Annotated in this window: 17 protein-coding genes; 9 read left to right on the top strand and 8 right to left on the bottom strand. The window is 72.1% G+C overall.

Annotated features, from left to right (window positions below):
- Complete coding sequence (locus U9R90_RS26455; RefSeq protein ID WP_411059179.1) at positions 1-1,083, bottom strand: hemin ABC transporter substrate-binding protein; 1,083 nt, start codon at positions 1,081-1,083, stop codon at positions 1-3.
- A 133-nt stretch (positions 1,084-1,216) separates the two neighbouring features.
- Here U9R90_RS26455 and U9R90_RS26450 point away from each other — a divergent pair, with 133 nt between their 5' ends.
- The 3 genes from U9R90_RS26450 to U9R90_RS26440 all read left to right on the top strand — a co-directional run bounded on the left by U9R90_RS26450 (position 1,217) and on the right by U9R90_RS26440 (position 4,654).
- Entirely contained in the window at positions 1,217-2,662 is a 1,446-nt protein-coding gene (locus U9R90_RS26450; RefSeq protein ID WP_411059178.1) for an HtaA domain-containing protein, read from the top strand.
- 291 nt (positions 2,663-2,953) lie between these two features.
- Entirely contained in the window at positions 2,954-3,763 is an 810-nt protein-coding gene (locus tag U9R90_RS26445; protein WP_411059177.1) for an HtaA domain-containing protein, read from the top strand.
- An 84-nt stretch (positions 3,764-3,847) separates the two neighbouring features.
- Positions 3,848-4,654 carry a site-2 protease family protein gene (locus tag U9R90_RS26440; protein ID WP_411059176.1) on the top strand — a complete coding sequence of 269 codons (807 nt, stop codon included), beginning with the start codon at positions 3,848-3,850 and terminating at the stop codon, positions 4,652-4,654.
- Here U9R90_RS26440 and U9R90_RS26435 read toward each other — a convergent pair.
- The 3 genes from U9R90_RS26435 to U9R90_RS26425 all read right to left on the bottom strand — a co-directional run bounded on the left by U9R90_RS26435 (position 4,644) and on the right by U9R90_RS26425 (position 6,822).
- A complete protein-coding gene (locus U9R90_RS26435) occupies positions 4,644-4,886 on the bottom strand; it encodes a hypothetical protein (RefSeq protein ID WP_411059175.1) in 243 nt (80 codons plus the stop codon). The genes U9R90_RS26440 and U9R90_RS26435 overlap by 11 nt on opposite strands.
- 52 nt (positions 4,887-4,938) lie before the next feature.
- Positions 4,939-5,664: an NADPH-dependent F420 reductase gene (npdG, locus tag U9R90_RS26430; RefSeq protein ID WP_411059174.1), complete on the bottom strand. Its 726-nt coding sequence runs from the start codon at positions 5,662-5,664 to the stop codon at positions 4,939-4,941.
- Positions 5,665-5,745: 81 nt separating this feature from the next.
- Positions 5,746-6,822: a sialidase family protein gene (locus tag U9R90_RS26425; protein WP_411059173.1), complete on the bottom strand. Its 1,077-nt coding sequence runs from the start codon at positions 6,820-6,822 to the stop codon at positions 5,746-5,748.
- A 178-nt stretch (positions 6,823-7,000) separates the two neighbouring features.
- Here U9R90_RS26425 and U9R90_RS26420 point away from each other — a divergent pair, with 178 nt between their 5' ends.
- Positions 7,001-7,612, top strand: a complete 612-nt coding sequence (locus U9R90_RS26420; protein WP_411059810.1) for a hypothetical protein — start codon at positions 7,001-7,003, stop codon at positions 7,610-7,612.
- Positions 7,613-7,691: 79 nt separating this feature from the next.
- On the opposite strand, the gene U9R90_RS26415 is transcribed toward U9R90_RS26420, so the two are convergent.
- On the bottom strand, positions 7,692-7,964 hold the full coding sequence (locus U9R90_RS26415; protein WP_411059172.1) for a hypothetical protein: 273 nt from the start codon (positions 7,962-7,964) through the stop codon (positions 7,692-7,694).
- 67 nt (positions 7,965-8,031) lie between these two features.
- On the opposite strand from U9R90_RS26415, the gene map reads away from it, so the two are divergent.
- From map to U9R90_RS26400, 3 genes are all read left to right on the top strand, one after another.
- Positions 8,032-8,889, top strand: a complete 858-nt coding sequence (gene map, locus U9R90_RS26410) for a type I methionyl aminopeptidase (protein WP_411059171.1) — start codon at positions 8,032-8,034, stop codon at positions 8,887-8,889.
- A gap of 184 nt (positions 8,890-9,073) precedes the next feature.
- Complete coding sequence (locus tag U9R90_RS26405; protein ID WP_411059170.1) at positions 9,074-9,724, top strand: heme oxygenase (biliverdin-producing); 651 nt, start codon at positions 9,074-9,076, stop codon at positions 9,722-9,724.
- A gap of 87 nt (positions 9,725-9,811) precedes the next feature.
- Complete coding sequence (locus U9R90_RS26400; protein ID WP_411059169.1) at positions 9,812-12,793, top strand: BTAD domain-containing putative transcriptional regulator; 2,982 nt, start codon at positions 9,812-9,814, stop codon at positions 12,791-12,793.
- On the opposite strand, the gene U9R90_RS26395 is transcribed toward U9R90_RS26400, so the two are convergent.
- The 3 genes from U9R90_RS26395 to panB all read right to left on the bottom strand — a co-directional run bounded on the left by U9R90_RS26395 (position 12,741) and on the right by panB (position 15,675).
- The gene (locus tag U9R90_RS26395) at positions 12,741-13,580 is read right to left on the bottom strand and encodes an ABC transporter permease (protein ID WP_411059168.1); all 840 of its coding nucleotides are present in this window, start codon (positions 13,578-13,580) and stop codon (positions 12,741-12,743) included. The genes U9R90_RS26400 and U9R90_RS26395 overlap by 53 nt on opposite strands.
- The gene (locus U9R90_RS26390; RefSeq protein WP_411059167.1) at positions 13,577-14,593 is read right to left on the bottom strand and encodes an ATP-binding cassette domain-containing protein; all 1,017 of its coding nucleotides are present in this window, start codon (positions 14,591-14,593) and stop codon (positions 13,577-13,579) included. The genes U9R90_RS26395 and U9R90_RS26390 overlap by 4 nt, the downstream gene beginning before the upstream one ends.
- Before the next feature lie 203 nt (positions 14,594-14,796).
- Positions 14,797-15,675: a 3-methyl-2-oxobutanoate hydroxymethyltransferase gene (panB, locus tag U9R90_RS26385; RefSeq protein WP_411059166.1), complete on the bottom strand. Its 879-nt coding sequence runs from the start codon at positions 15,673-15,675 to the stop codon at positions 14,797-14,799.
- Positions 15,676-15,980: 305 nt separating this feature from the next.
- Here panB and U9R90_RS26380 point away from each other — a divergent pair, with 305 nt between their 5' ends.
- On the top strand, positions 15,981-17,003 hold the full coding sequence (locus U9R90_RS26380; protein ID WP_411059165.1) for an endonuclease/exonuclease/phosphatase family protein: 1,023 nt from the start codon (positions 15,981-15,983) through the stop codon (positions 17,001-17,003).
- 112 nt (positions 17,004-17,115) lie between these two features.
- Complete coding sequence (locus U9R90_RS26375) at positions 17,116-18,330, top strand: MFS transporter (RefSeq protein WP_411059809.1); 1,215 nt, start codon at positions 17,116-17,118, stop codon at positions 18,328-18,330.
- Positions 18,331-18,570 lie beyond the last annotated feature (240 nt).

Here is an 18,570-nt window from a genome sequence, read left to right as displayed (position 1 = left end):
TCACTCGGCGTCCCTGCCGGAGTCGTCGCCGTCGGAGCCGTCGCCGGTGTCCGCGTACAACTGGTCCACCAGGGACTTCAGCGCCTGGTCGGTGCGCGGCCCGTAGCTCAGCAGCACCCCGTCGTCGACCGCCACGACGCGCCGGTCCATGCCCGCCGGCGTCTCCGCGACGCCCGGGATCTTCACCAGGCCCTCGACGCCGTCCACCGACTCCAGGCCCTTGCTCATCACCAGGATCGCGTCCGGCGCCGCCTTGGCGAGCGCCTCGCTGGTGATGGCCGTGAAGTCCTTCTTCAGCCCGGACGCCTTGCCCGCGTCGACCGCGCCCGCCGCCTCCAGGAGCGAACTCGCCCCGGATTCCCGGCCGCCGAGCAGATAGACGGAGGCCGAGCCGCGCAGATACAGGAACGCGACCCGCGGCTTGTCCTGGCCCTCGCGCGCCGGGATGTCCTTCTGGACGGCGGTGATGCGGTCCCGCGTACGGCGCTCCAGCTCGTCGCCCGCCTTGTCGACGCCCAGGGTGTGTGCCACGGCGCTGATCCGGGTGCCGACGTCGTCGAGGCTCCGGGCGGGGTCGAGGACGACCAGCGCGATGCCCGCGTCACGTATCTGGTCGATCGCCTCCGCGGGCCCGGTGGTGGTCTCGGCGAGTACCACCGTGGGCTTCAGGGACAGCACGCTCTCCGCCGAGACGTCGTGCGCGCGGGTGACCACGGGCAGCCGCTTCGCCTGCTCGAAGGTGGCGGTGACATCGCGGGCGACGACGTTCTCGCCGAGGCCCAGGGTGAAGACGATCTCGCTCAGGGCGCCGGTGAGCGGCACGATCCGGTCGGTGGACCTGACGGTGACGCGCTGGCCGTCCGCCGACTCGACCGTGACCGGGAGCTCGGGCTTCGGCGTGGCCTTGAGCGGCTCCACGCGGTCCGGCGCGGCGGTGGCCTTACCGGCCGGTGCCGAGTTGTCCGAGCCGCTGCTGCTGCCGCTGCCGCCGCCGCACGCCGTGAGGGTGAGGCAGAGGAGGGCGAGCAGGGCGCCGACCGTACGGAGCGGGCGGAGCGGGCTGAGCGGATGGGCCGGTGCCACGCTAATTCCACCGTCCTGTCGTGCGGTTGGGGTTGCTGTGCTTTTCGGGGGCGGAGGGGTTCCGCCCAGATCGAGGGATAGTTTAGGTTAGCCTTGCCTAATTAGCTAGACGGGGAGAGGTGAAAGGGGACCGATGGTGTCGTGGACAAGCGCCGCCGCCCGCACTGGTGCCGTGGTGGGTCTCGCGGCCCTCCTGGCGGCCCTGCTTCCGGTGGCCACCGCCCAGGCGCAGGACCGTGCGGTGCGCGGCGGCAGGCTCGACTGGGGCATCAAGTCCTCCTTCCAGAGCTACGTCACCGGCCCCATCGCCCAGGGGACTTCGACCCTCCAGGGCGGGGCCGCCACGGTCGGCGGCACCCAGTTCCGCTTCCACTCGGCCAAGGGGACGTACGACCCGGACAGCGGGGCGTTCCGGGCGGGATTCTCCGGGGGCGTGCGCTTCACCGGGCACGCCAAGCCCGACGGCTCGCACGAACTCGACCTGACGGTCAGCCGCCCCACGGTCAGCGTCTCCGGGGGCTCCGGCACCCTCTACGCCGACATGGTCAGCAAGGACAAGGAGAGCGGCAAGGTCACCTCGTCCGCGCAGGTGCCGCTTGCCTCGCTCAACCTCTCCGGCATCACCATGAAGGGCGGCACCGGGCCGATCGCCCTCAACAACATTCCCGCGACGCTGACTTCGCAGGGCGCCAAGGGATTCGCGGGGTACTACGCGGCCGGTACGGCGCTGGACCCGGTGAGCCTGTCGGCGGATCTGGTCACGGAGTCGGCGGCGACGGCCCCCGCGGAGAAGAAGCCGTCCGACAAGTCCTCGGACGACAAGTCCCCGGGGGAGCCCTCTCAGCCATCGCGAAAGGCCGGAGAGGCGGGCCGCATCGAGGACGCCGCCATCGACTGGGGCGTACGCCGCACCTTCCGTGAGTACGTCACCGGCTCCATCGCGCAGGGCAGGTGGACGCTGTCGGGCGGCGCCCAGGACGGCGGCGCGCTCTTCCGCTTCCCCGCGGGATCGGGGACGTACGACAGCAAGAAGCAGACCCTCGACGCGTCCTTCACCGGAAGCGTCCGCTTCACCGGCGCGCACGACCTCGACCTTGAGCTCCGTCGACTCGCCGTCACGGTCAAGGACGGCAAGGGCACGCTCTACGCGGACGTCGCCAGCGCGGACTTCACGCGCGAGAAGACCCCGCTGATCACCTTCACGGCCGAGGACCTCAAGCCGAAGGGCGGCCTGCTCGCCGTGGCCGAGGCCCCCGCCAAGCTCACCGCCGACGGCGCGAAGGCCTTCGGGTCGATGTACAAGGCGGGCACCGCGATGGACCCGCTCTCGCTCGCCGTCGCCCTCACCAAGGACGCGGAACTCCCGGCGCTGCCGGACCTGGGCTCGTCGGCGGCCCCGAGCACGACGGCCCCCGAGCCGAGCACGGCCGCGCCCACCGCGTCCGCCACCGCCTCTTCCTCATCCTCCTCGCTGCCCGCGGTGCCGATCGGCATCGGGGCCGGGGCGCTGCTCGCCGCGGCGGTAGCGTTCGCCGTCGTACGCAAGAGGCGTACGGCGCCGTCCCCCGACAACCAGTAGCCAGCTTCCCTCACTTGCTTCCCCCCGCCCATCCCCTCTGACCCCTCTGACCAAGGAGACCCCTGACCATGGCAGCCACCCGCCGCCCGATAGCCCTCACCGCCGCCGTCGTCACCGCGGCCGCACTGGGCGCCGCCGCGCTCACGCTCCCGGCGTTCGCCGCCGAGCGGNGCCACCAAGCCGACCACGCCGCCCACCACGACTCCCACCACCACCGCGTCCCCCTCGCCGAAGCCGAAGCCGAAGCCGAAGCCGACGGCGACTACGACCCCGACCGGCGAGCCCACCACGGTGCCCACCGGCAAGATCGTGGACGGCAGCCTCTCCTGGGGCCTGAAGGAGTCCTTCCGCCGCTATGTCTCCACCGGCGGTGAGGTGAAGACCGCGGGCGGCGCCAAGAAGACCACCAACGGCTACACCTTCCCGTACGCCAAGGCCGACGTGGACGCCAAGGCGCGGAAGGTCGAGGCGGCCTTCGGCGGCAGCGTGCGGTTCCTTTACAAGGCGCACGGCATCGACATGAAGTTCAGCGACATCGAGGTCAAGGCCACGGGCGCCAAGGGCACCCTGGTGTTGGACGTCACCACCCCCGAAGGCACCGCCAACGACGTCGAGTTCGCCACTCTGGACCTCTCCAAGGCCTCGTACACGGCCAAGAACGACGTCCTGGTGCTCGACAAGGTCCCGGCGACCCTCACCGCGGACGGCGCCGAGCAGTTCGCCAACCCGACGACCGGCTCGCCCTACAAGGAGGGCGACGCGATCGACCCGGTGACGGTCGCACTGTCCTTCACCGACGACGCCAAGCTCCCTGACGGCACCGGCACTTCGGGCGGCACGGGCACGTCCGGCACTACGGGTGGCACCGGGACCACGTCCGGCACGGGCACCACGGGTGGTACCGGGACCACCACCGGCGGCACCGGCTCCGTGGGCACCGGCACCATAGGCGGCTCCGTCGGCGGCTCGGGCTCGCTCGCCTCCACCGGCTCGGACCTGCCCATCGGCGCGCTCCTCGGTGCGGCCGGCCTGGTCGTCGCGGCCGGTGCGGGCACGGTCTACGCGACCCGCCGCCGTTCGCTCACGGACAACGAGGCCTGACGGCCCCGAACACCGCCCCCCACCGGCGATACACCGTCGACGGGGGGCGGCCCAACGCCGTGCTCCGACGGCTAGGGTCGGCTCATGAGCGGTAGCGGTACGGGCATCAGCAGGGCTGAGCGCCGGATCAGCCCCATCTTTCTGGGGCTGGTCGCGGTCATGGGCGCGAGCGGCTGGGCCGTGTGGGCGGATGTCTCGCCGCGGATGGGGATCGCGGTCTTTCTGTTCGTCACCGCGGCCTGGGTCGTCTCGCTCTGTCTGCACGAGTACGCGCATGCCCGTACCGCCCTGCACAGCGGGGACATCTCGATCGGCGCCAAGGGCTACCTCAAGCTCAACCCGTTCGCGTACACGCACGCGCTGCTCAGCATCGTGCTGCCCGTGCTGTTCGTGATCATGGGTGGGATCGGGCTGCCCGGCGGTGCCGTGTTCATCGAGCGTGCCCGTATCCGCGGCCGCTGGCGGCACAGCCTGATCTCGGCGGCCGGACCGCTGACCAACGTGCTGTTCGCGATCGTGTGCACCGCGCCGTTCTGGCTGGACGCGCTGGACGGCGTGCCGGGGCCCTTCCGCTACGCGCTCGGCTTCCTGGCGCTGCTCCAGGTCACGGCCGCGATCCTGAACTTCCTGCCGGTCCCCGGCCTGGACGGGTACGGCGTCATCGAGCCCTGGCTCTCGCACGGCATCCGCCGCCAGATGGAGCCGTTCGCGCCGTTCGGGCTGCTCGCCGTGTTCGCGCTGCTGTGGATTCCCGAGGTCAACGAGGTGTTCTTCGACGCGGTACACGCCCTGCTCAGAAGCCTCGGGGTGACCGATCTCGACTCCTACTGCGGGCTGAACCTCTACCGCTTCTGGAAGGAGGAGACCCCGTTCTGCCTGGTCAGTCCGTAGCGGCGGACGACTCGCGCTCGGCCTTCGCGCGGCGCAGGTAGTACCAGGCCATGTTCGACGACAGCCCGGCCAGCAGCACCCAGACGACCCCGAGCCAGCTGCCCTGGACGAAGGACACCACGGCCGCGGCCACGGCGAGCAGACAGACGACGAGGGCGTAGAGGGCGAGGCGGGGCATGGGGGTCGGCTCCTGTCCGAGGTACTGAAGGTGTTCGCCTCCAGTGTCCCCCATGCCCCGGTCCTGCCGAGACGTCGCCCTGACACGTCGCCGTTACACGACGCCCTTACACGTCGGTCACGCGCAGGCCCGCATGCGCCTTGTACCTACGGTTCACCGAGATCAGGTTCGCGACCAGCGACTCCACCTGGTGGGCATTGCGCAGCCGCCCCGCGAAGACCCCCCGCATCCCGGGGATGCGCCCGGCCAGCGCCTGCACCACATCCGTGTCCGCACGGGACTCGCCGAGCACCATCACATCCGTGTCGATCTCGTCGACCGACTCGTCCTGCAGCAGCACCGCCGACAGGTGGTGGAACGCCGCCGTCACCCGTGAATCGGGCAGCAGCGCCGCGGCCTGCTCGGCCGCGCTGCCCTCCTCGGGCTTCAGCGCGTACGCGCCCTTCTTGTCGAAGCCCAGCGGGTTGACGCAGTCCACGACCAGCTTGCCCGCCAGGTCCTCGCGCAGCGCCTCAAGGGTCCTGGCGTGGCCGTCCCACGGTACGGCGACGATCACCAGGTCGCTGCGCCGCGCGCACTCCGCGTTCTCCAGCCCCTCGATCCCCAGACCCAGCTCGTCCGCCGCGGTCCGCGCACGCTCCGCGACCCGGGACCCGATGATCACCTTCTGGCCCGCCTTGGCCAGCCGGTAGGCCAGGCCCCGGCCCTGGTCACCGGTGCCACCGAGCACACCGACCACGAGCCCCGACACATCCGGCAGGTCCCAGGGGTCCTTGGCCGGGGCCTTCGCGGGAGTCTTCTGCCCGCCCTGTACGTCATCAGAGGAAGTCATACGGCGACGATACTCGCCGGTAGGCGTGCCAGCGGGCCCCCGTCCGAACGGGCGCGGTACGGCCGCGGTACGGGCACGGGCTCAGCGCAGCTCCGTCAGCGGAACGCGCCGGAAGGTGACCGTCTCGTACGGGCCGAAGTCCCCTGTCTCGTAGAGGAGTCCGAGGGTGTCCTCGTCGACCCGTACGAGATCGGAGTACGCGGCCGGGAGCCCGTTCACGGTGTGCGCGACCCGCCAGGTGGTGCCCGAGTCGGTGCTCGCACGGACGGTCATCAGGGCGCGGTGGCCGGGGTCGGCGGGGCCGGAGAAGAGGAGCGGGCCGCCGTCCGGGAGCTGGAGTACACAGCCCTCCACCACCGGGCTGGTGAGCCCGGCCTGCGGGCGGAACGGCTTGACCAGCGTGGCGCCGCCGTCGGTGGACAGCGCGTCGGCGCGGGTGCCGGGGGCGGGGGAGTCGGTGCGGGTGTTGAAGTAGAGCCGTCCGTCGGGGAGTTCGGCGGCGGTCGTCTCGTTGACGTTGACGATGCCGCGGGCGGCGCTGTCGACATAGCCGATGCGCCAGTTCTCGCCGCGGTCGTCGGAGAGCAGGCAGTGGCCGCCGTTGTACTTGGCCTCGGTGCCGACGTCGGAGCCGGTGGGCGGCAGCGAGTGGTTGGCGGGCACGACGACCCGGCCGGTGCTCAGCTGCAGAGCGTGCCCGGGGACGGTCGCGTACCAGCGCCAACCGGTCTTCTTCGTTTGGGCGGTGATCTCGCGCGGTCCTGACCAGGTCGCGCCGTCGTCGTCGCTGTGGGTGATCCAGACGCGGCGTCCGTCGGCGGCGGAGATCTGGCCGCGGCGGATCTGCGTCTCGGTCGCGGCGGCCAGGTTGCGTACGTGGACGAGGAGGATGCGGCCGGTGTCCAGGACGACCGGGGCCGGGTTCCCGGCGAGGTCGGGGCCGTTCGCGGCGGCGACGTGGAGCGGGCCCCAGGTGCGGCCGCCGTCCGTGGACCGCTTCAGCACGATGTCGATGTGCCCGAAGTCGTGGCGGGAGTCCACGCGGCCCTCGCAGAACGCCAGCAGCGTGCCCGATGCGGTGGCCACCACCGCCGGGATACGGAAACTGGCGTAGCCCTCACAGCCCGCAGAGAACGGTACGGACGTCTCGATCGCCATCAGCCCTCCAGATCACCGATAGATCACCGACAGGTCACTTCGCGCTGCACGGACCCACCCTCGCAAGCGGAGCCGAACTCTGGGTGAACGGCGAGCCACGGCACGGCACTTCACTCACGTGAGTGTCATCGACCCGAACCGCCCGCCCGGCCGCGAGGTCTGCGGCAGGATGCGGGCCATGGACGCCGTACGGGTCGCGCTGCTGCGCGAAGTGCTGGCCGGAACGGAGTGGCTGGGCGCGACCCGCCGCTTCGCCGGAGCCCTGCGTACCTCGGTGGTGCCGCACGGCGGCGGGCTGCTGCTGGTCGGCACCGAGGCGTACGAGCCCTGGCATCTGACCGCGCACCTGGTCGACGAGGCGGCCTGGTCGGGCACGCCCGAGCTGAACCCGACGCTGGTACGCCACCGGGTGCGGCCCGGCGACCCGGCGCAGCTGTCGGTGGGCCTCGGCAGGATCGAGGCGGCGCGGCGCGGCGAGACCCTGCTCGTGGTGGCGCCCGACGAGCCGGGCGCGGGGCTCCTGGAGCGGGTACGTGACGCGCGCCGGGCGGGGGCGACCGTACTGGCCCTGGACGCCGGCGGGCGCGAGCTGCGGGCCATGGCCCATGAGGCGCTGTCGGTGCCCGCGGAGCCCGAGCAGGAGCTGGACCTGGACACGGTCCAGCACCTGGTCAGCGCGGCGGTCGGGGAGAACAGCCTGCCGGCGCCCGCGCCGCGCGGCAGGCGGCTGCGGGACCGGCTCTCCCGGCTCGCTGATCAGTTGACGGCGCCGCCGCCGGAGCGGTGGTGAGCGAGGCGGCCGGGTTCAGCGGTGTCTCGCGTGAGCCGTGTCTCGCGCCAGCCGTGTGTCACGTCAGTCGTGTTCCGCGTCAGTCGTGTTTCGCGTCACCACTTCCGGTCCCGTCGGTGTCGCCGGTGCTGTCGTCGCCGTTGTCGGACTCGTCGTGCCAGCGGGGGTCGTTCTCCCACTTGAGGTTGCGCTCGCGGGCCGTCTGCAGCGCGTGCCCCGCCTCCTCGCGGGTCGTATAGGGGCCGAAGCGGTCCAGGGCCCGGCACTCGGGGCCCTCCTCGACCGTTCCGTGCCGCAGGCAGAAGTACCACTCGCCGGGTTTTCCGACCGTCCGCTTCTTGAACAGGGCCATCGTCGGCTCCCTCTGTTTGACGTTCCGCCGCCATGGTGCCCGAAAGGCGCTGGATACACTCGTGGACATGTCTGGCCAGTCACTGCTTGAACCAGGGGAGCTCTCTCCCGTCCGCTCCGTCCCCGGAAACATCCGGCGCCCGGAGTACGTGGGCAAGCCCGCGCCCACGCCGTACACCGGTCCCGAGGTCCAGGACGCCGAAACGATCGAGCGGATGCGCGTCGCCGGGCGGGTGGCGGCGCAGGCGATGGCGGAGGCCGCCAAGCACATCGCGCCGGGCGTCACCACCGACGAGCTGGACCGGGTCGCGCACGAGTTCATGTGCGACCACGGTGCCTACCCGTCCACGCTGGGCTACCGGGGCTTCCCGAAGTCGCTCTGCTCTTCGATCAACGAGGTCATCTGCCACGGCATTCCGGACTCCACGGTGCTGCGGGACGGCGACATCGTGAACCTGGACGTCACCGCGTACCTCAATGGCGTACACGGCGACAACAACGCCACGTACCTGTGCGGTGACGTCGACGAGGAGTCGAAGCTCCTGGTCGAGCGGACCCGGGAGGCCACCCAGCGGGCGATCAAGGCGGTCAAGCCCGGACGCCAGATCAACATCATCGGGCGGGTCATCGAGTCGTACGCCAAGCGCTTCGGCTACGGCGTGGTCCGCGACTTCACCGGGCACGGGATCAACTCGGCCTTCCACTCCGGGCTGATCGTCCCGCACTACGACAGTCCGCACGCCACGACCGTGATGCAGCCCGGCATGACGTTCACCATCGAGCCGATGCTCACCCTGGGTACCCACGAGTACGACATGTGGGACGACGGCTGGACCGTGGTGACCAAGGACAGGAAGCGGACCGCGCAGTTCGAGCACACACTGGTGGTGACCGAGACCGGGGCGGAGATCCTCACGCTGCCCTGACCCTCCCTCGCTACCTCTGGCACTCTGCCACGGCCTCGCGCGATTTTTCGCGCGAGGCCGTTTTGCCGACAGGGCGTCGGGAACACATTGACTTAGGTATACCTAAGTAGGAAGATCAGTGGTGGTTCCCGCACCTGCGGCATCGCTCGGCATCGCTCGGCATCGTTCGGCATCGGAGGCCCCAGTGGACACGCCGTTCTCCACGCTCATCCGTACCGCGTCCCATGAGCAGCACACCGAGGCGGAGACCTCGACGTTCATGAGCGATCTGCTCGGCGGGCGGCTGGGCGTAGACGCCTACGCCCGGTACACCGAGCAGCTGTGGTTCGTGTACCGCGCCCTGGAGGACGCCGCGCGGGAGCTGCGGGACGATCCGGTGGCGGGTCCCTTCATCCAGCCCGAGCTGATGCGGGTCGCCGAGCTGGAGCGCGACCTGGCGCATCTGCGCGGCCCCGACTGGCGCGCGGGGCTGCGGCCGCTGGCGGCCACGCGGGCGTACGCGGCACGGGTCGAGGAGTGCGCGCGGGGCTGGCCGGGCGGCTATGTCGCCCACCACTACACGCGCTATCTAGGCGACCTGTCCGGGGGCCAGATCATCCGCGACAAGGCCGAGAAGGCCTGGGGCTTCGCCCGCAAGGGTGACGGCGTCCGCTTCTACGTCTTCGAGTCGATCGCCAACCCGGCGGCGTTCAAGCGCGGCTACCGCGAGCTGCTGGACGGGGTGGCCGTCGACGACCTCGAGAAGCAGCGGATCGTCGACGAGTGCAAGCGGGCGTTCGCGCTGAACACGGCGGTGTTCCGGGCGCTGGGGGAGGAGTTCCCGCTCAGCGCGTAGCCGGATGCCGCTCAGCGGTAACCGGTTCCGCTTCGCGTGAAGGCGCGGGCGATAAAGGTACGGGCGTTCGGGGGCGGTCCGGGGACAATGGGCGACGTGCACTTCTCGATCCTCGGCACCACCCAGGTACACCGCACCGACGGCACGCCCGTCCCGGTCGGCGGGGCGCGGCTGCGCGCGCTGCTCGCCGTACTCGCGCTGCGGGCGGGGCGGGCGGTGCCCGTCGGGGTGCTGATCGACGGGGTGTGGGACGGCGACCCGCCGGCGGACGCGCCCGGCGCGCTGCAGGCGCTGGTCGGACGCCTGCGGAGGGCCATCGGGTACGCGGCCGTGATCTCCGTCGACGGCGGTGGCTACCGGCTGGCCGCTGAGCCGGACGACGTCGACGCCCACCGCTTCGGGCGGCTCGTGGCCGAGGGGGCGGCGGCGTACGCCTCCGGTGCGCCGGAGAAGGCATCCGCCCTCCTCGACGAGGCCCTGGCACTCTGGCGGGGCCCGGCACTCGCCGACATCCCCGACCGCACGGCCGAGTCGGCCCGGTGGGACGCGCTACGCCTGGACGCCCGCCGCACGCGCCTGGCGGCCGGACTCGCCCTCGGCCAGGCGGAAGCCGCACTCCCCGACCTCACCGCACTCTGCGCCGCCCACCCCCTCGACGAACCCCTCCAGGCCCTACGCCTACGCGCCCTACGCGAGGCGGGCCAACCGGCCCAGGCCCTGGCGGCCTACGACGCCATACGCACGGACCTCGCAGCCCGCCTGGGAACCGACCCGGGCCCAGAACTCCGCGCCCTGCACACCGAACTGCTACACCCGGCTCCGCCCCGGCCGCCGGCGGCTCCCGGGGCCCCGCATCCACAGACGGGGCCAGGCACCGCCGTGCCTTCGGGCCCTGGCACGGCCCCGCAGCCGACCGCGGTTCCCAGCGCCTCAGACGGGGCGCAGGCTCCGGTTGCCCCCGACCGGGCGACCCCTGGCGCCGCGCACGGGCCGACTCCTGGTGAGCCACGGCCGACTGCGGGTCCCGGCGCCCCGCAGCCGACCGCGGTCCCCAGCGCCCCAGACGGGGTGCAGGCTCCCGCCGCCTTCGACCCGGCGGGGCGGGGCGCCGCGCACACTCCGGCCCCTGCCACACAGCATCCGGGGGCGACACCCGGCGCCCCGCCACCGGCCACGCCTGGCGCGTCGCATCCGGCGGCGGGGCGGGGCACGGAGCACGGGCCGACTCCTGGCGAGCCGCAGTCGGCTGTGGGTCCTGGCGTCCCGGGCTTGGCGCAGGCGTCTGCTGGGCCGGACGCGGGTGCGCCCGGTGCAGTGGAGTCGGCCGCTGTTGGTGTGTCGCAGGCGGCCGTGGGTCGCGGCGCCCCGCAGCCGACTGCCCCTGCTGTGGCACAGGCGCCAGTGGCCTCTGCCGCGCATCCGGTGGCGGCTTCTGGCGAGCCGCAGCCGACTGTGGGTCCTGGCGTCCCGGACCTGGCGCAGGCGTCCGCTGGGCCGCACGCGGGGGCGCCCGGTGGAGCGGAGTCGGCCGTTCCTGGTGTGCCGCAAAGCGTGGCTGGTCCAGGTGCCTCGGATTCGGTCGCTGATGGTACGCCGCAGTCGGCTGTGGGCCCCGGCGTCCCGGACCCAGCGCAGGCGCCCGCCGCGCCGCACTCGCCAGCGGTCGCCGCTGACGCCCAGTCGGCGGCTCCGGGTACGCCGCACTCGGCTATAGGGCCCGGCGCCCCGGGCCCGGCGCAGGCCCCCGCCGCGCCGCACCCGTCGGCGGCCTCCGCCGCCGCGGCGCCCGGCGCCTGGCACCCGGCGGACACCCCCGTGACGGCGGCCGCCCTTGGCGCGCCCCACCTCGCCAACGGGTCCGCCGACCCCTCACCGCACAGCCCTGAGCCGAAGGTGCTCGGCAATCTGCGTGCTCGGCTTACCTCCTTCGTGGGGAGGGAAGCCGAGATCCAGGCCATCCGGGGAGACCTGGGCGCGGCGCGGCTGGTTACGTTGCTTGGGCCCGGTGGTGCGGGCAAGACGCGGCTGTCGCAGGAGGTCGCCGAAGGCGTGGGCGGGGTGCCGGACGGGGTGTGGCTGGCTGAGCTCGCGCCGGTGGACGCGGCCGCTGACCCCGAGGCCGTTCCGGAGGCCGTGCTCACCGCGCTCGGGGCCCGCGAGACCGTACTGCACGGCGCGGGGGCCGAGGAGTTGCGCGCCGCCGACCGGCGCGGTGACGACCCCCTCGTGCGGCTCGCCGAGCACTGCGCCCGGCGGCGCATGCTGCTGCTTCTGGACAACTGCGAGCACGTCGTGGTGGCCGCGGCCCGCCTGGTCGAACACCTCCTGGCCCGCTGCCCGGGCCTCACCGTACTCGCGACCAGCCGCGAACCCCTCGGCGTACCCGGCGAGTTGGTCCGCCCCCTGGACCCCCTCCCGGAACCCGTCGCGCTCCGGCTGCTCGCCGACCGCGGCGCCGCGGCCAGCCCCGGCTTCCGGATCGACGCCGACCAGGCGACCGCCGCCGCGGCCGCCGAGATCTGCCGCCGCCTCGACGGCCTCCCGCTGGCCATCGAACTCGCCGCCGCCCGCCTGCGGATGCTCACCCCGCGCCAGATCGCCGACCGCCTCGACGACCGCTTCCGGCTCCTCACCGGCGGCAGCCGCACCGCCCTGCCCCGCCAGCAGACCCTGCGCGCCGTCGTCGACTGGTCCTGGGACCTGTTGACGCAGGACGAGCGCGCCGTGCTGCGCCGCCTCTCCGTCTTCGCGGGCGGCAGCGACCTCGCGGCGGCCGAGTCGGTCTGCGGGGCCGCCCCGGACGCCGCAGCCGACGACGCCGCCGCCCCGGACCCCACCGCCCTCGCGCCCGACCCGCCCGANGCTCGAGCGGGAGGTGCCCCCCTGAGCAGGGGAGACCCCATTCATGACCTGCAACGCCGCACACCGAGGGCACGCACCGCCGGGACATCAGCCGCTTCGCGGCGGGCGCTGCGCCCGCCCTTCGGGCGAACGACGGGGGTTCAAAGACAGGCTCTCAGCTCTGGCTGCGGAACTTCCGTACCGCCAGCGGCGCGGTCACCAGCGTGATCCCCACCGCCCAGGCCAGCGTGACCAGCGTCGGGTGGGCGATCGCCCCCGTGCCGTTGATCAGCGCACGAGACGCGTCCGCCAGGTTCGACAGCGGGTTGACCGAGGTGAAGCCCTGCAGCCAGTCCGGCATCGTCGACGTCGGGGCGAAGATCGACGAGCCGAACTGCAGCGGCATGAGCACGGTCATCGCCATGCCCTGGACGGCCTGCGGGGTGCTCATGGAGAGCCCCAGCAGGATGAAGATCCACATCAGCGAGGCGCCGAACAGCGTGGCCAGCACCACCGCCGCGAACAGGTCGAGCACCGACGTCTTGATCTCCAGGCCGAGCAGGAAGCCCATGCCGAGCAGGATCGCGGTGGCGACCAGCATCCGGCCGATCTCCACGACGATCTTGGCGATCAGGACCGACGACCGGGCGATCGGCATCGTCCGGAACCGGTCCATCACCCCCTTCTTGAAGTCCTCGTTGACGCCCGTGCCCACCGCCAGGGCGACGTTCATGCCCATCATCGCCATCATGCCGGGCACCACGTAGTTGACGTACTCCTGCTGGTTGCCCTTGCCGGAGATCGCGCCCCCGAAGACGTACACGAACAGCAGGATGAAGATGACCGGCATCAGCAGGACGTCGAACATCGACTCCGGGTTCTGCTTGATCTGCAGGGCGTTGCGCCGTACCAGCGCGCCGATGTGGCGCAGGTTGGCCCGCAGGCCGATCCGGCCCTCGTCGGGCAGGGCCGCCCGGGCGTCCGGGGCGGGGGCGGTGACGGTTGCCGCGCTCACGCCGCGACCTCCTCGAACTCGGAGTGGTCCGTGGAACCGGCGGTCTTCTGGCCGGTGATGGCCAGGAACACCTCGTCCAGGCTGGGCAGTTCGGTGCCGATATCGGCGATTCCGTAGCCGCGGTCGCCCAACAGGCCGACCACAGCCGTCAGTTGCTCGTCGCTGAGGATCGGCACATAAAGCAGCCCGTCGTCCGGAACGGCCTGCGAACCCGCGACACCGTCCAGACCCGCTTCGCTCAGCGCACGGGCCATCGAGCCGAGCAACGCGGGGTCGCTGGGCCGGATCTTCAGCGTGCGACCGCCGACCCTGGCCTTCAGCTCGGCCACCTTGCCGCCCGCGATCACCTTGCCGCGGTCGATGACGGTGAGCTCGCCCGCGAGTTGCTCGGCCTCCTCCATGTACTGGGTGGTGAGCAGCACGGTCGCCCCCTCGGCGACCAGTCGCCGCACCTCGTCCCACACCTCGTTGCGGGTACGCGGGTCAAGGCCCGTGGTCGGCTCGTCCAGGTAGAGCACCGCGGGCTCCCCGATCAACGAGGCGGCGAGGTCAAGCCGTCGGCGCATCCCGCCGGAGTACTGGCTGGCGGGCTTCCGCGCGGCCTCGGTGAGCGAGAACCGCTCCAGCATGGTGTCGGCGCGCTTGCGGGCGGCCGACCGTGGCAGGTCGAGCAGCCGCCCGATCATGTACAGGTTCTCCCAGCCGGAGAGCCGCTCGTCGACCGAGGCGTACTGGCCGGTCAGGCCGATCGTGCGGCGCAGGGCGCGCGGCTGGCGCACCACGTCGAAGCCCGCGACGGTGGCGTGCCCGGCGTCCGGTGTGAGCAGTGTGGACAGGCAGCGTACGAGGGTGGTCTTGCCGGCGCCGTTGGGACCGAGCACGCCGAGGACGGTGCCCTCGCGGACGTCGAGGTCCACGCCGTCCAGTGCCTTGGTCTCGCCGAAGTGCTTCACCAGGCCCCGCACCTCGACGGCGTTGCCGCCGCCCCTGGGGTCGTTGTCGAATCGCGTCATGCCGCCAACGGTGCCGGACCCCGCCGACAGGCCGCCGACAAGCTGCCGACAAGCCACCGACAGACGCCCGACAGCCCGCCGACGGGGGAAGATCGGCGGGCTGTCGTCTGTGCCGCAGTGGATCAGGGGTGCCTGCGCACGCACCTCAGCGGGTCACTGGAACACGCATCTCAGCGGGTCACTGAAACGCGTATGTCAGCGGGTCACTGGAAGCTGTGCTTCGCCTCCGGGAACGCCCCGTCGACCACGTCGTCGGCGAAGGCCTTCGCCGCGTCACCCATGGTCTTGCGCAGGTCCGCGTACTGCTTCACGAAGCGCGGCATCTTGCCGCCGGTGAGGCCCATCATGTCGGTGTAGACCAGCACTTGGGCGTCGCACCCGTCCCCGGCGCCGATCCCGACGGTCGGGATGTGCAGCGAGCGGGTCACCTCGGCGGCCAGCTCGGCCGGTACCAGCTCCAGGACCAGGGCGAAGGCGCCCGCGTCCTGCGCTGCCTTGGCGTCGCGCAGCAGCCGGTGCGCGTCCTCGTCCCCCCGGCCCTGGACCCGGTACCCCATGGTGTTCACGGACTGCGGGGTCAGGCCGAGGTGCGACATCACCGGGATGCCGGACTGGACCAGCAGCTCGGTCTGCGCGAGCGAGCGCTCCCCGCCCTCCAGCTTGACCGCCCCGACACCGGCCTCCTTGACCAGCCGGGTGGCCGAGCGCAGCGCCTGCACCGGCCCTTCCTGATACGAGCCGAACGGCAGGTCGCCGATGACCAGGGCGCGCTGGGTGCCCCGGACCACGGCCGCGGAGAGCATGGTCATCTCGTCCAGCGTGACGGGCACGGTGGTGTCGTACCCCAGGTGGACGTTGCCCATCGAGTCGCCGACGAGCAGGACCGGGATACCGGCCTCGTCGAAGACGGAGGCGGTCATCGCGTCATAGGCGGTGAGCATGGGCCACTTCTCGCCCCGCTCCTTGGCGGCGGCGATGTCGCGCACGGTGATACGGCGCGTGCCCTTGCCGCCGTACAGCGCCTTGCTGCTGTCGGCGGGCTGGGCTGCGGAAGACTTCTGGGCAGCCGAAAGCTGCGTCATGGCGACGGCTCCTTCTGTCATCTCGAGGCGCCCTTACGGCGTCCCCGGATCACGTCCATGGTGGCACCTCGCCCCTGGCTCCGGCTAGTGCGGGCGGCACGGGCGACGGCCAGCGCGGTGATGTGCGGCAATGTGCCCGTTCTGTCACAGACCCCACCCGGCCCGCGCGCCAAGGAACCCAAGGGGTGAGCCCTCTCGTCCTCAAGGCAGTACGGCCGCCACGGCAGGCGGCAGAGAAGACGCGCCCCCCATCACCTAGGGTCATGGCAGGGGACGTGTGCACAGCAGGGCAGTGAGGCGACAGTATGGCGCGGGCGGACATCACACAGGCGGACAGCGACGGCGCGGAACCCGAGCGCCCGCGACCCCGTCCACTGCGTCTGCTCGACGGCTGGCGGCGGGACCGGGCCATCTGGCGCCGCGGCCTGATCCTGGCCGCCTTCGCGGTACTGCTCGCCCTGGTGATGGCGCTGCACAGTCACATCCCCAACCGCGTCGGCAGCCTCGGCAGCCTGACCGAGACGTTCCTGCCCTGGCTGGGGTTCGGCGTCCCGCTGCTGCTGATCCTGGCGGTGGTCCGCAAGTCGGCCACCGCGCTGATCGCGGTGCTGCTGCCCGCCGTGGTCTGGGTGAGCCTGTTCGGCGGCCTGGTCACCGACAAGGCCGGCAGCGGCGGCGATCTCACCGTCGCCACCCACAACGTCGACGCCGGCAACGCCGACCCCGAGGGCACCGCCCGCAAGATCGCCGAGTCCGGTGCGGACGTGGTGGCCCTGGAGGAGCTCACGGCCGCCACCGTACCCACGTACACGGAAACCCTTGCGGGCACGTACAAGTACCACCAGGTCAAGGGCACCGTCGGCCTCTGGAGCAAGTACCCGATGCGTGACACCCGCCCCGTCGACATCAAGATGGGCTGGACCCGCGCGCTGCGCTCCACGGTAGAGACCCCGCAGGGCGAGGTCGCGGTGTACGTGGCGCACCTGCCGTCGGTCCGCGTCAAGCTCAACGCCGGGTTCACCGCCGGGCAGCGGGACGCCAGCGCGGAGGCCCTGGGCCTGGCCATCAGGGACGAGTCGCTGCGCCGGGTCGTCCTGCTCGGCGACCTCAACGGCACCATGAACGACCGTGCGCTCTCGCCGGTCACCTCGCAGCTGCGCTCCACACAGGGCGCGGCGGGGGACGGCTTCGGGTTCAGCTGGCCCGCCGCGTTCCCGATGGCGCGGATCGACCAGATCATGGTGAAGGGCGTACAGCCGGAAGCCTCCTGGACACTGCCGCGCACGGGCAGCGACCACCTGCCGCTCGCCGCGTCGGTCAGCTTCTGACGCATACCCGTTACCCAGCGGAATACTGGACCTGAGAGACTTTGTTTCGTACGGGAACATACTCGCCCGTAGAAACGACCCGCGCACCCGCGAACCTATGGAAGGTCTCTCCATGCCCATGGCGCTGCTCGCGCTCGCCGTCTCCGCCTTTGGTATCGGCACCACCGAGTTCGTGATGATGGGCCTGCTGCCCAACGTCGCGGACGATCTGGGCACTTCGGTGCCGACCGCGGGGCACCTGGTGGCCGCGTACGCCATCGGCGTCGTCATCGGTGCCCCGCTGCTCACCGCGTTCGGCTCCCGCATCCCGCGCAAGCGCATGCTGGTGGCGCTCATGGCGGTCTTCACGGTCGGCAACCTGGCCACCGTGCTGGCCCCCACCTTCGAGCTGCTCGCCGCGGCGCGGGTGCTCGCCGGGCTGCCGCACGGCGCGTTCTTCGGGGTCGGCGCGGTGGTCGCGGCCCAGCTGGTCCGCGAGGGGCGCCAGGCCCGCGCGGTGGCGACCATGTTCCTCGGCCTGACCGTGGCCAACATCGTCGGCGTACCCGCCGCGACACTGCTCGGCCAGCACCTCGGCTGGCGGGCGACGTTCCTGGTAGTCAGCGCGATCGGCCTGGTCTCGATGGCGGCGCTGGCCCGGCTCGTCCCGGACCTGCCGCCGGACGCCACCCAGAGCCTGCGCCGCGAGGTGCGAGCCCTCGGCAGCGGGCAGGTGCTGCTCGGGCTGCTCACCGCCGTGTTCGGCTTCGCGGGCGTCTTCGCCGTGTACTCCTACCTGGCCTCGATGACCACCGAGGTGATGGGCTTCGGCGAGTCGTCCGTCACCCTCGTACTCGCCCTGTTCGGCATCGGCATGACACTCGGCGCGCTCGCCGCAGGGCCGCTCACGGACCGGGCCCTGCGGCCCACCCTGTACGGCTCCCTGGGCGCCCTCGCGCTCACCCTGGTCGCCTTCTACTTCACCGTGCACATCCCGTGGGCGGCGCTGGTGACCGTGGTGGTGCTGGGCGCGGTCGGCTTCCTGACCACCACGCCCCTGCAGATGCTGGTGATGCGGGCGGCCTCACAGGCCCCGACGCTGGCCTCGGCCTCGAACCACTCCGCGTTCAACCTGGCGAACGCGGGTGGGGCGTGGGCGGGTGGCGCGGCCATCGCGGCGGGATGGGGCTGGATGTCGCCGACGCTGGTCGGAGCCGGTCTGGCGGTGGTCGGCCTGATGATCGCCGGCGCGGCGGGCCTGCTGAACCGGGGTACGCGGCGGGAGGCGTCCCGAGTCGTCACGGGAAGCTCGGTATCGACGTCGCCCGCCGCGGAGCGGGTGGGCTGAGGCCGCGATGTGCCTCCCCGCCGTGCGCTTCTGTTTCGTTGTCGGGTCGGGGCCACGGCGGGGGGTGCCCCGTGGTGGTGCTGCGCTCTGTTGGTTGTGGGGCGGGGGCGCGCTGGGGGGCACGTGCTCCCGCCGCGCGAGGTGATCCGGTAGCGGTATAGCGAGCCCGGTGTCGGGGGCGAATGTTGGGCGGTCCGCGCGCACCCCCCACCACGCCCCCTCACGCCGGTTTGGCGTCTA

Source organism: Streptomyces sp. E11-3 (genome assembly GCF_046540415.1).
In the GTDB taxonomy this organism is placed as follows: Bacteria; Actinomycetota; Actinomycetes; order Streptomycetales; family Streptomycetaceae; genus Streptomyces.
This window is presented reverse-complemented; position numbering and strand designations above follow the sequence as displayed.

Excerpts from the sequence above, each read along its gene's own strand:
- U9R90_RS26435 (WP_411059175.1), bottom strand. The coding sequence starts at position 4,886 with ATGGGGGACACTGGAGGCGAACACCTTCAGTACCTCGGACAGGAGCCG.
- map (WP_411059171.1), top strand. The coding sequence starts at position 8,032 with ATGTCTGGCCAGTCACTGCTTGAACCAGGGGAGCTCTCTCCCGTCCGC.
- U9R90_RS26420 (WP_411059810.1), top strand. The coding sequence starts at position 7,001 with ATGGACGCCGTACGGGTCGCGCTGCTGCGCGAAGTGCTGGCCGGAACG.
- panB (WP_411059166.1), bottom strand. The coding sequence starts at position 15,675 with ATGACGCAGCTTTCGGCTGCCCAGAAGTCTTCCGCAGCCCAGCCCGCC.
- U9R90_RS26450 (WP_411059178.1), top strand. The coding sequence starts at position 1,217 with ATGGTGTCGTGGACAAGCGCCGCCGCCCGCACTGGTGCCGTGGTGGGT.
- U9R90_RS26415 (WP_411059172.1), bottom strand. The coding sequence starts at position 7,964 with ATGGCCCTGTTCAAGAAGCGGACGGTCGGAAAACCCGGCGAGTGGTAC.
- U9R90_RS26390 (WP_411059167.1), bottom strand. The coding sequence starts at position 14,593 with ATGACGCGATTCGACAACGACCCCAGGGGCGGCGGCAACGCCGTCGAG.
- U9R90_RS26375 (WP_411059809.1), top strand. The coding sequence starts at position 17,116 with ATGCCCATGGCGCTGCTCGCGCTCGCCGTCTCCGCCTTTGGTATCGGC.
- U9R90_RS26440 (WP_411059176.1), top strand. The coding sequence starts at position 3,848 with ATGAGCGGTAGCGGTACGGGCATCAGCAGGGCTGAGCGCCGGATCAGC.
- npdG (WP_411059174.1), bottom strand. The coding sequence starts at position 5,664 with ATGACTTCCTCTGATGACGTACAGGGCGGGCAGAAGACTCCCGCGAAG.
- U9R90_RS26380 (WP_411059165.1), top strand. The coding sequence starts at position 15,981 with ATGGCGCGGGCGGACATCACACAGGCGGACAGCGACGGCGCGGAACCC.
- U9R90_RS26425 (WP_411059173.1), bottom strand. The coding sequence starts at position 6,822 with ATGGCGATCGAGACGTCCGTACCGTTCTCTGCGGGCTGTGAGGGCTAC.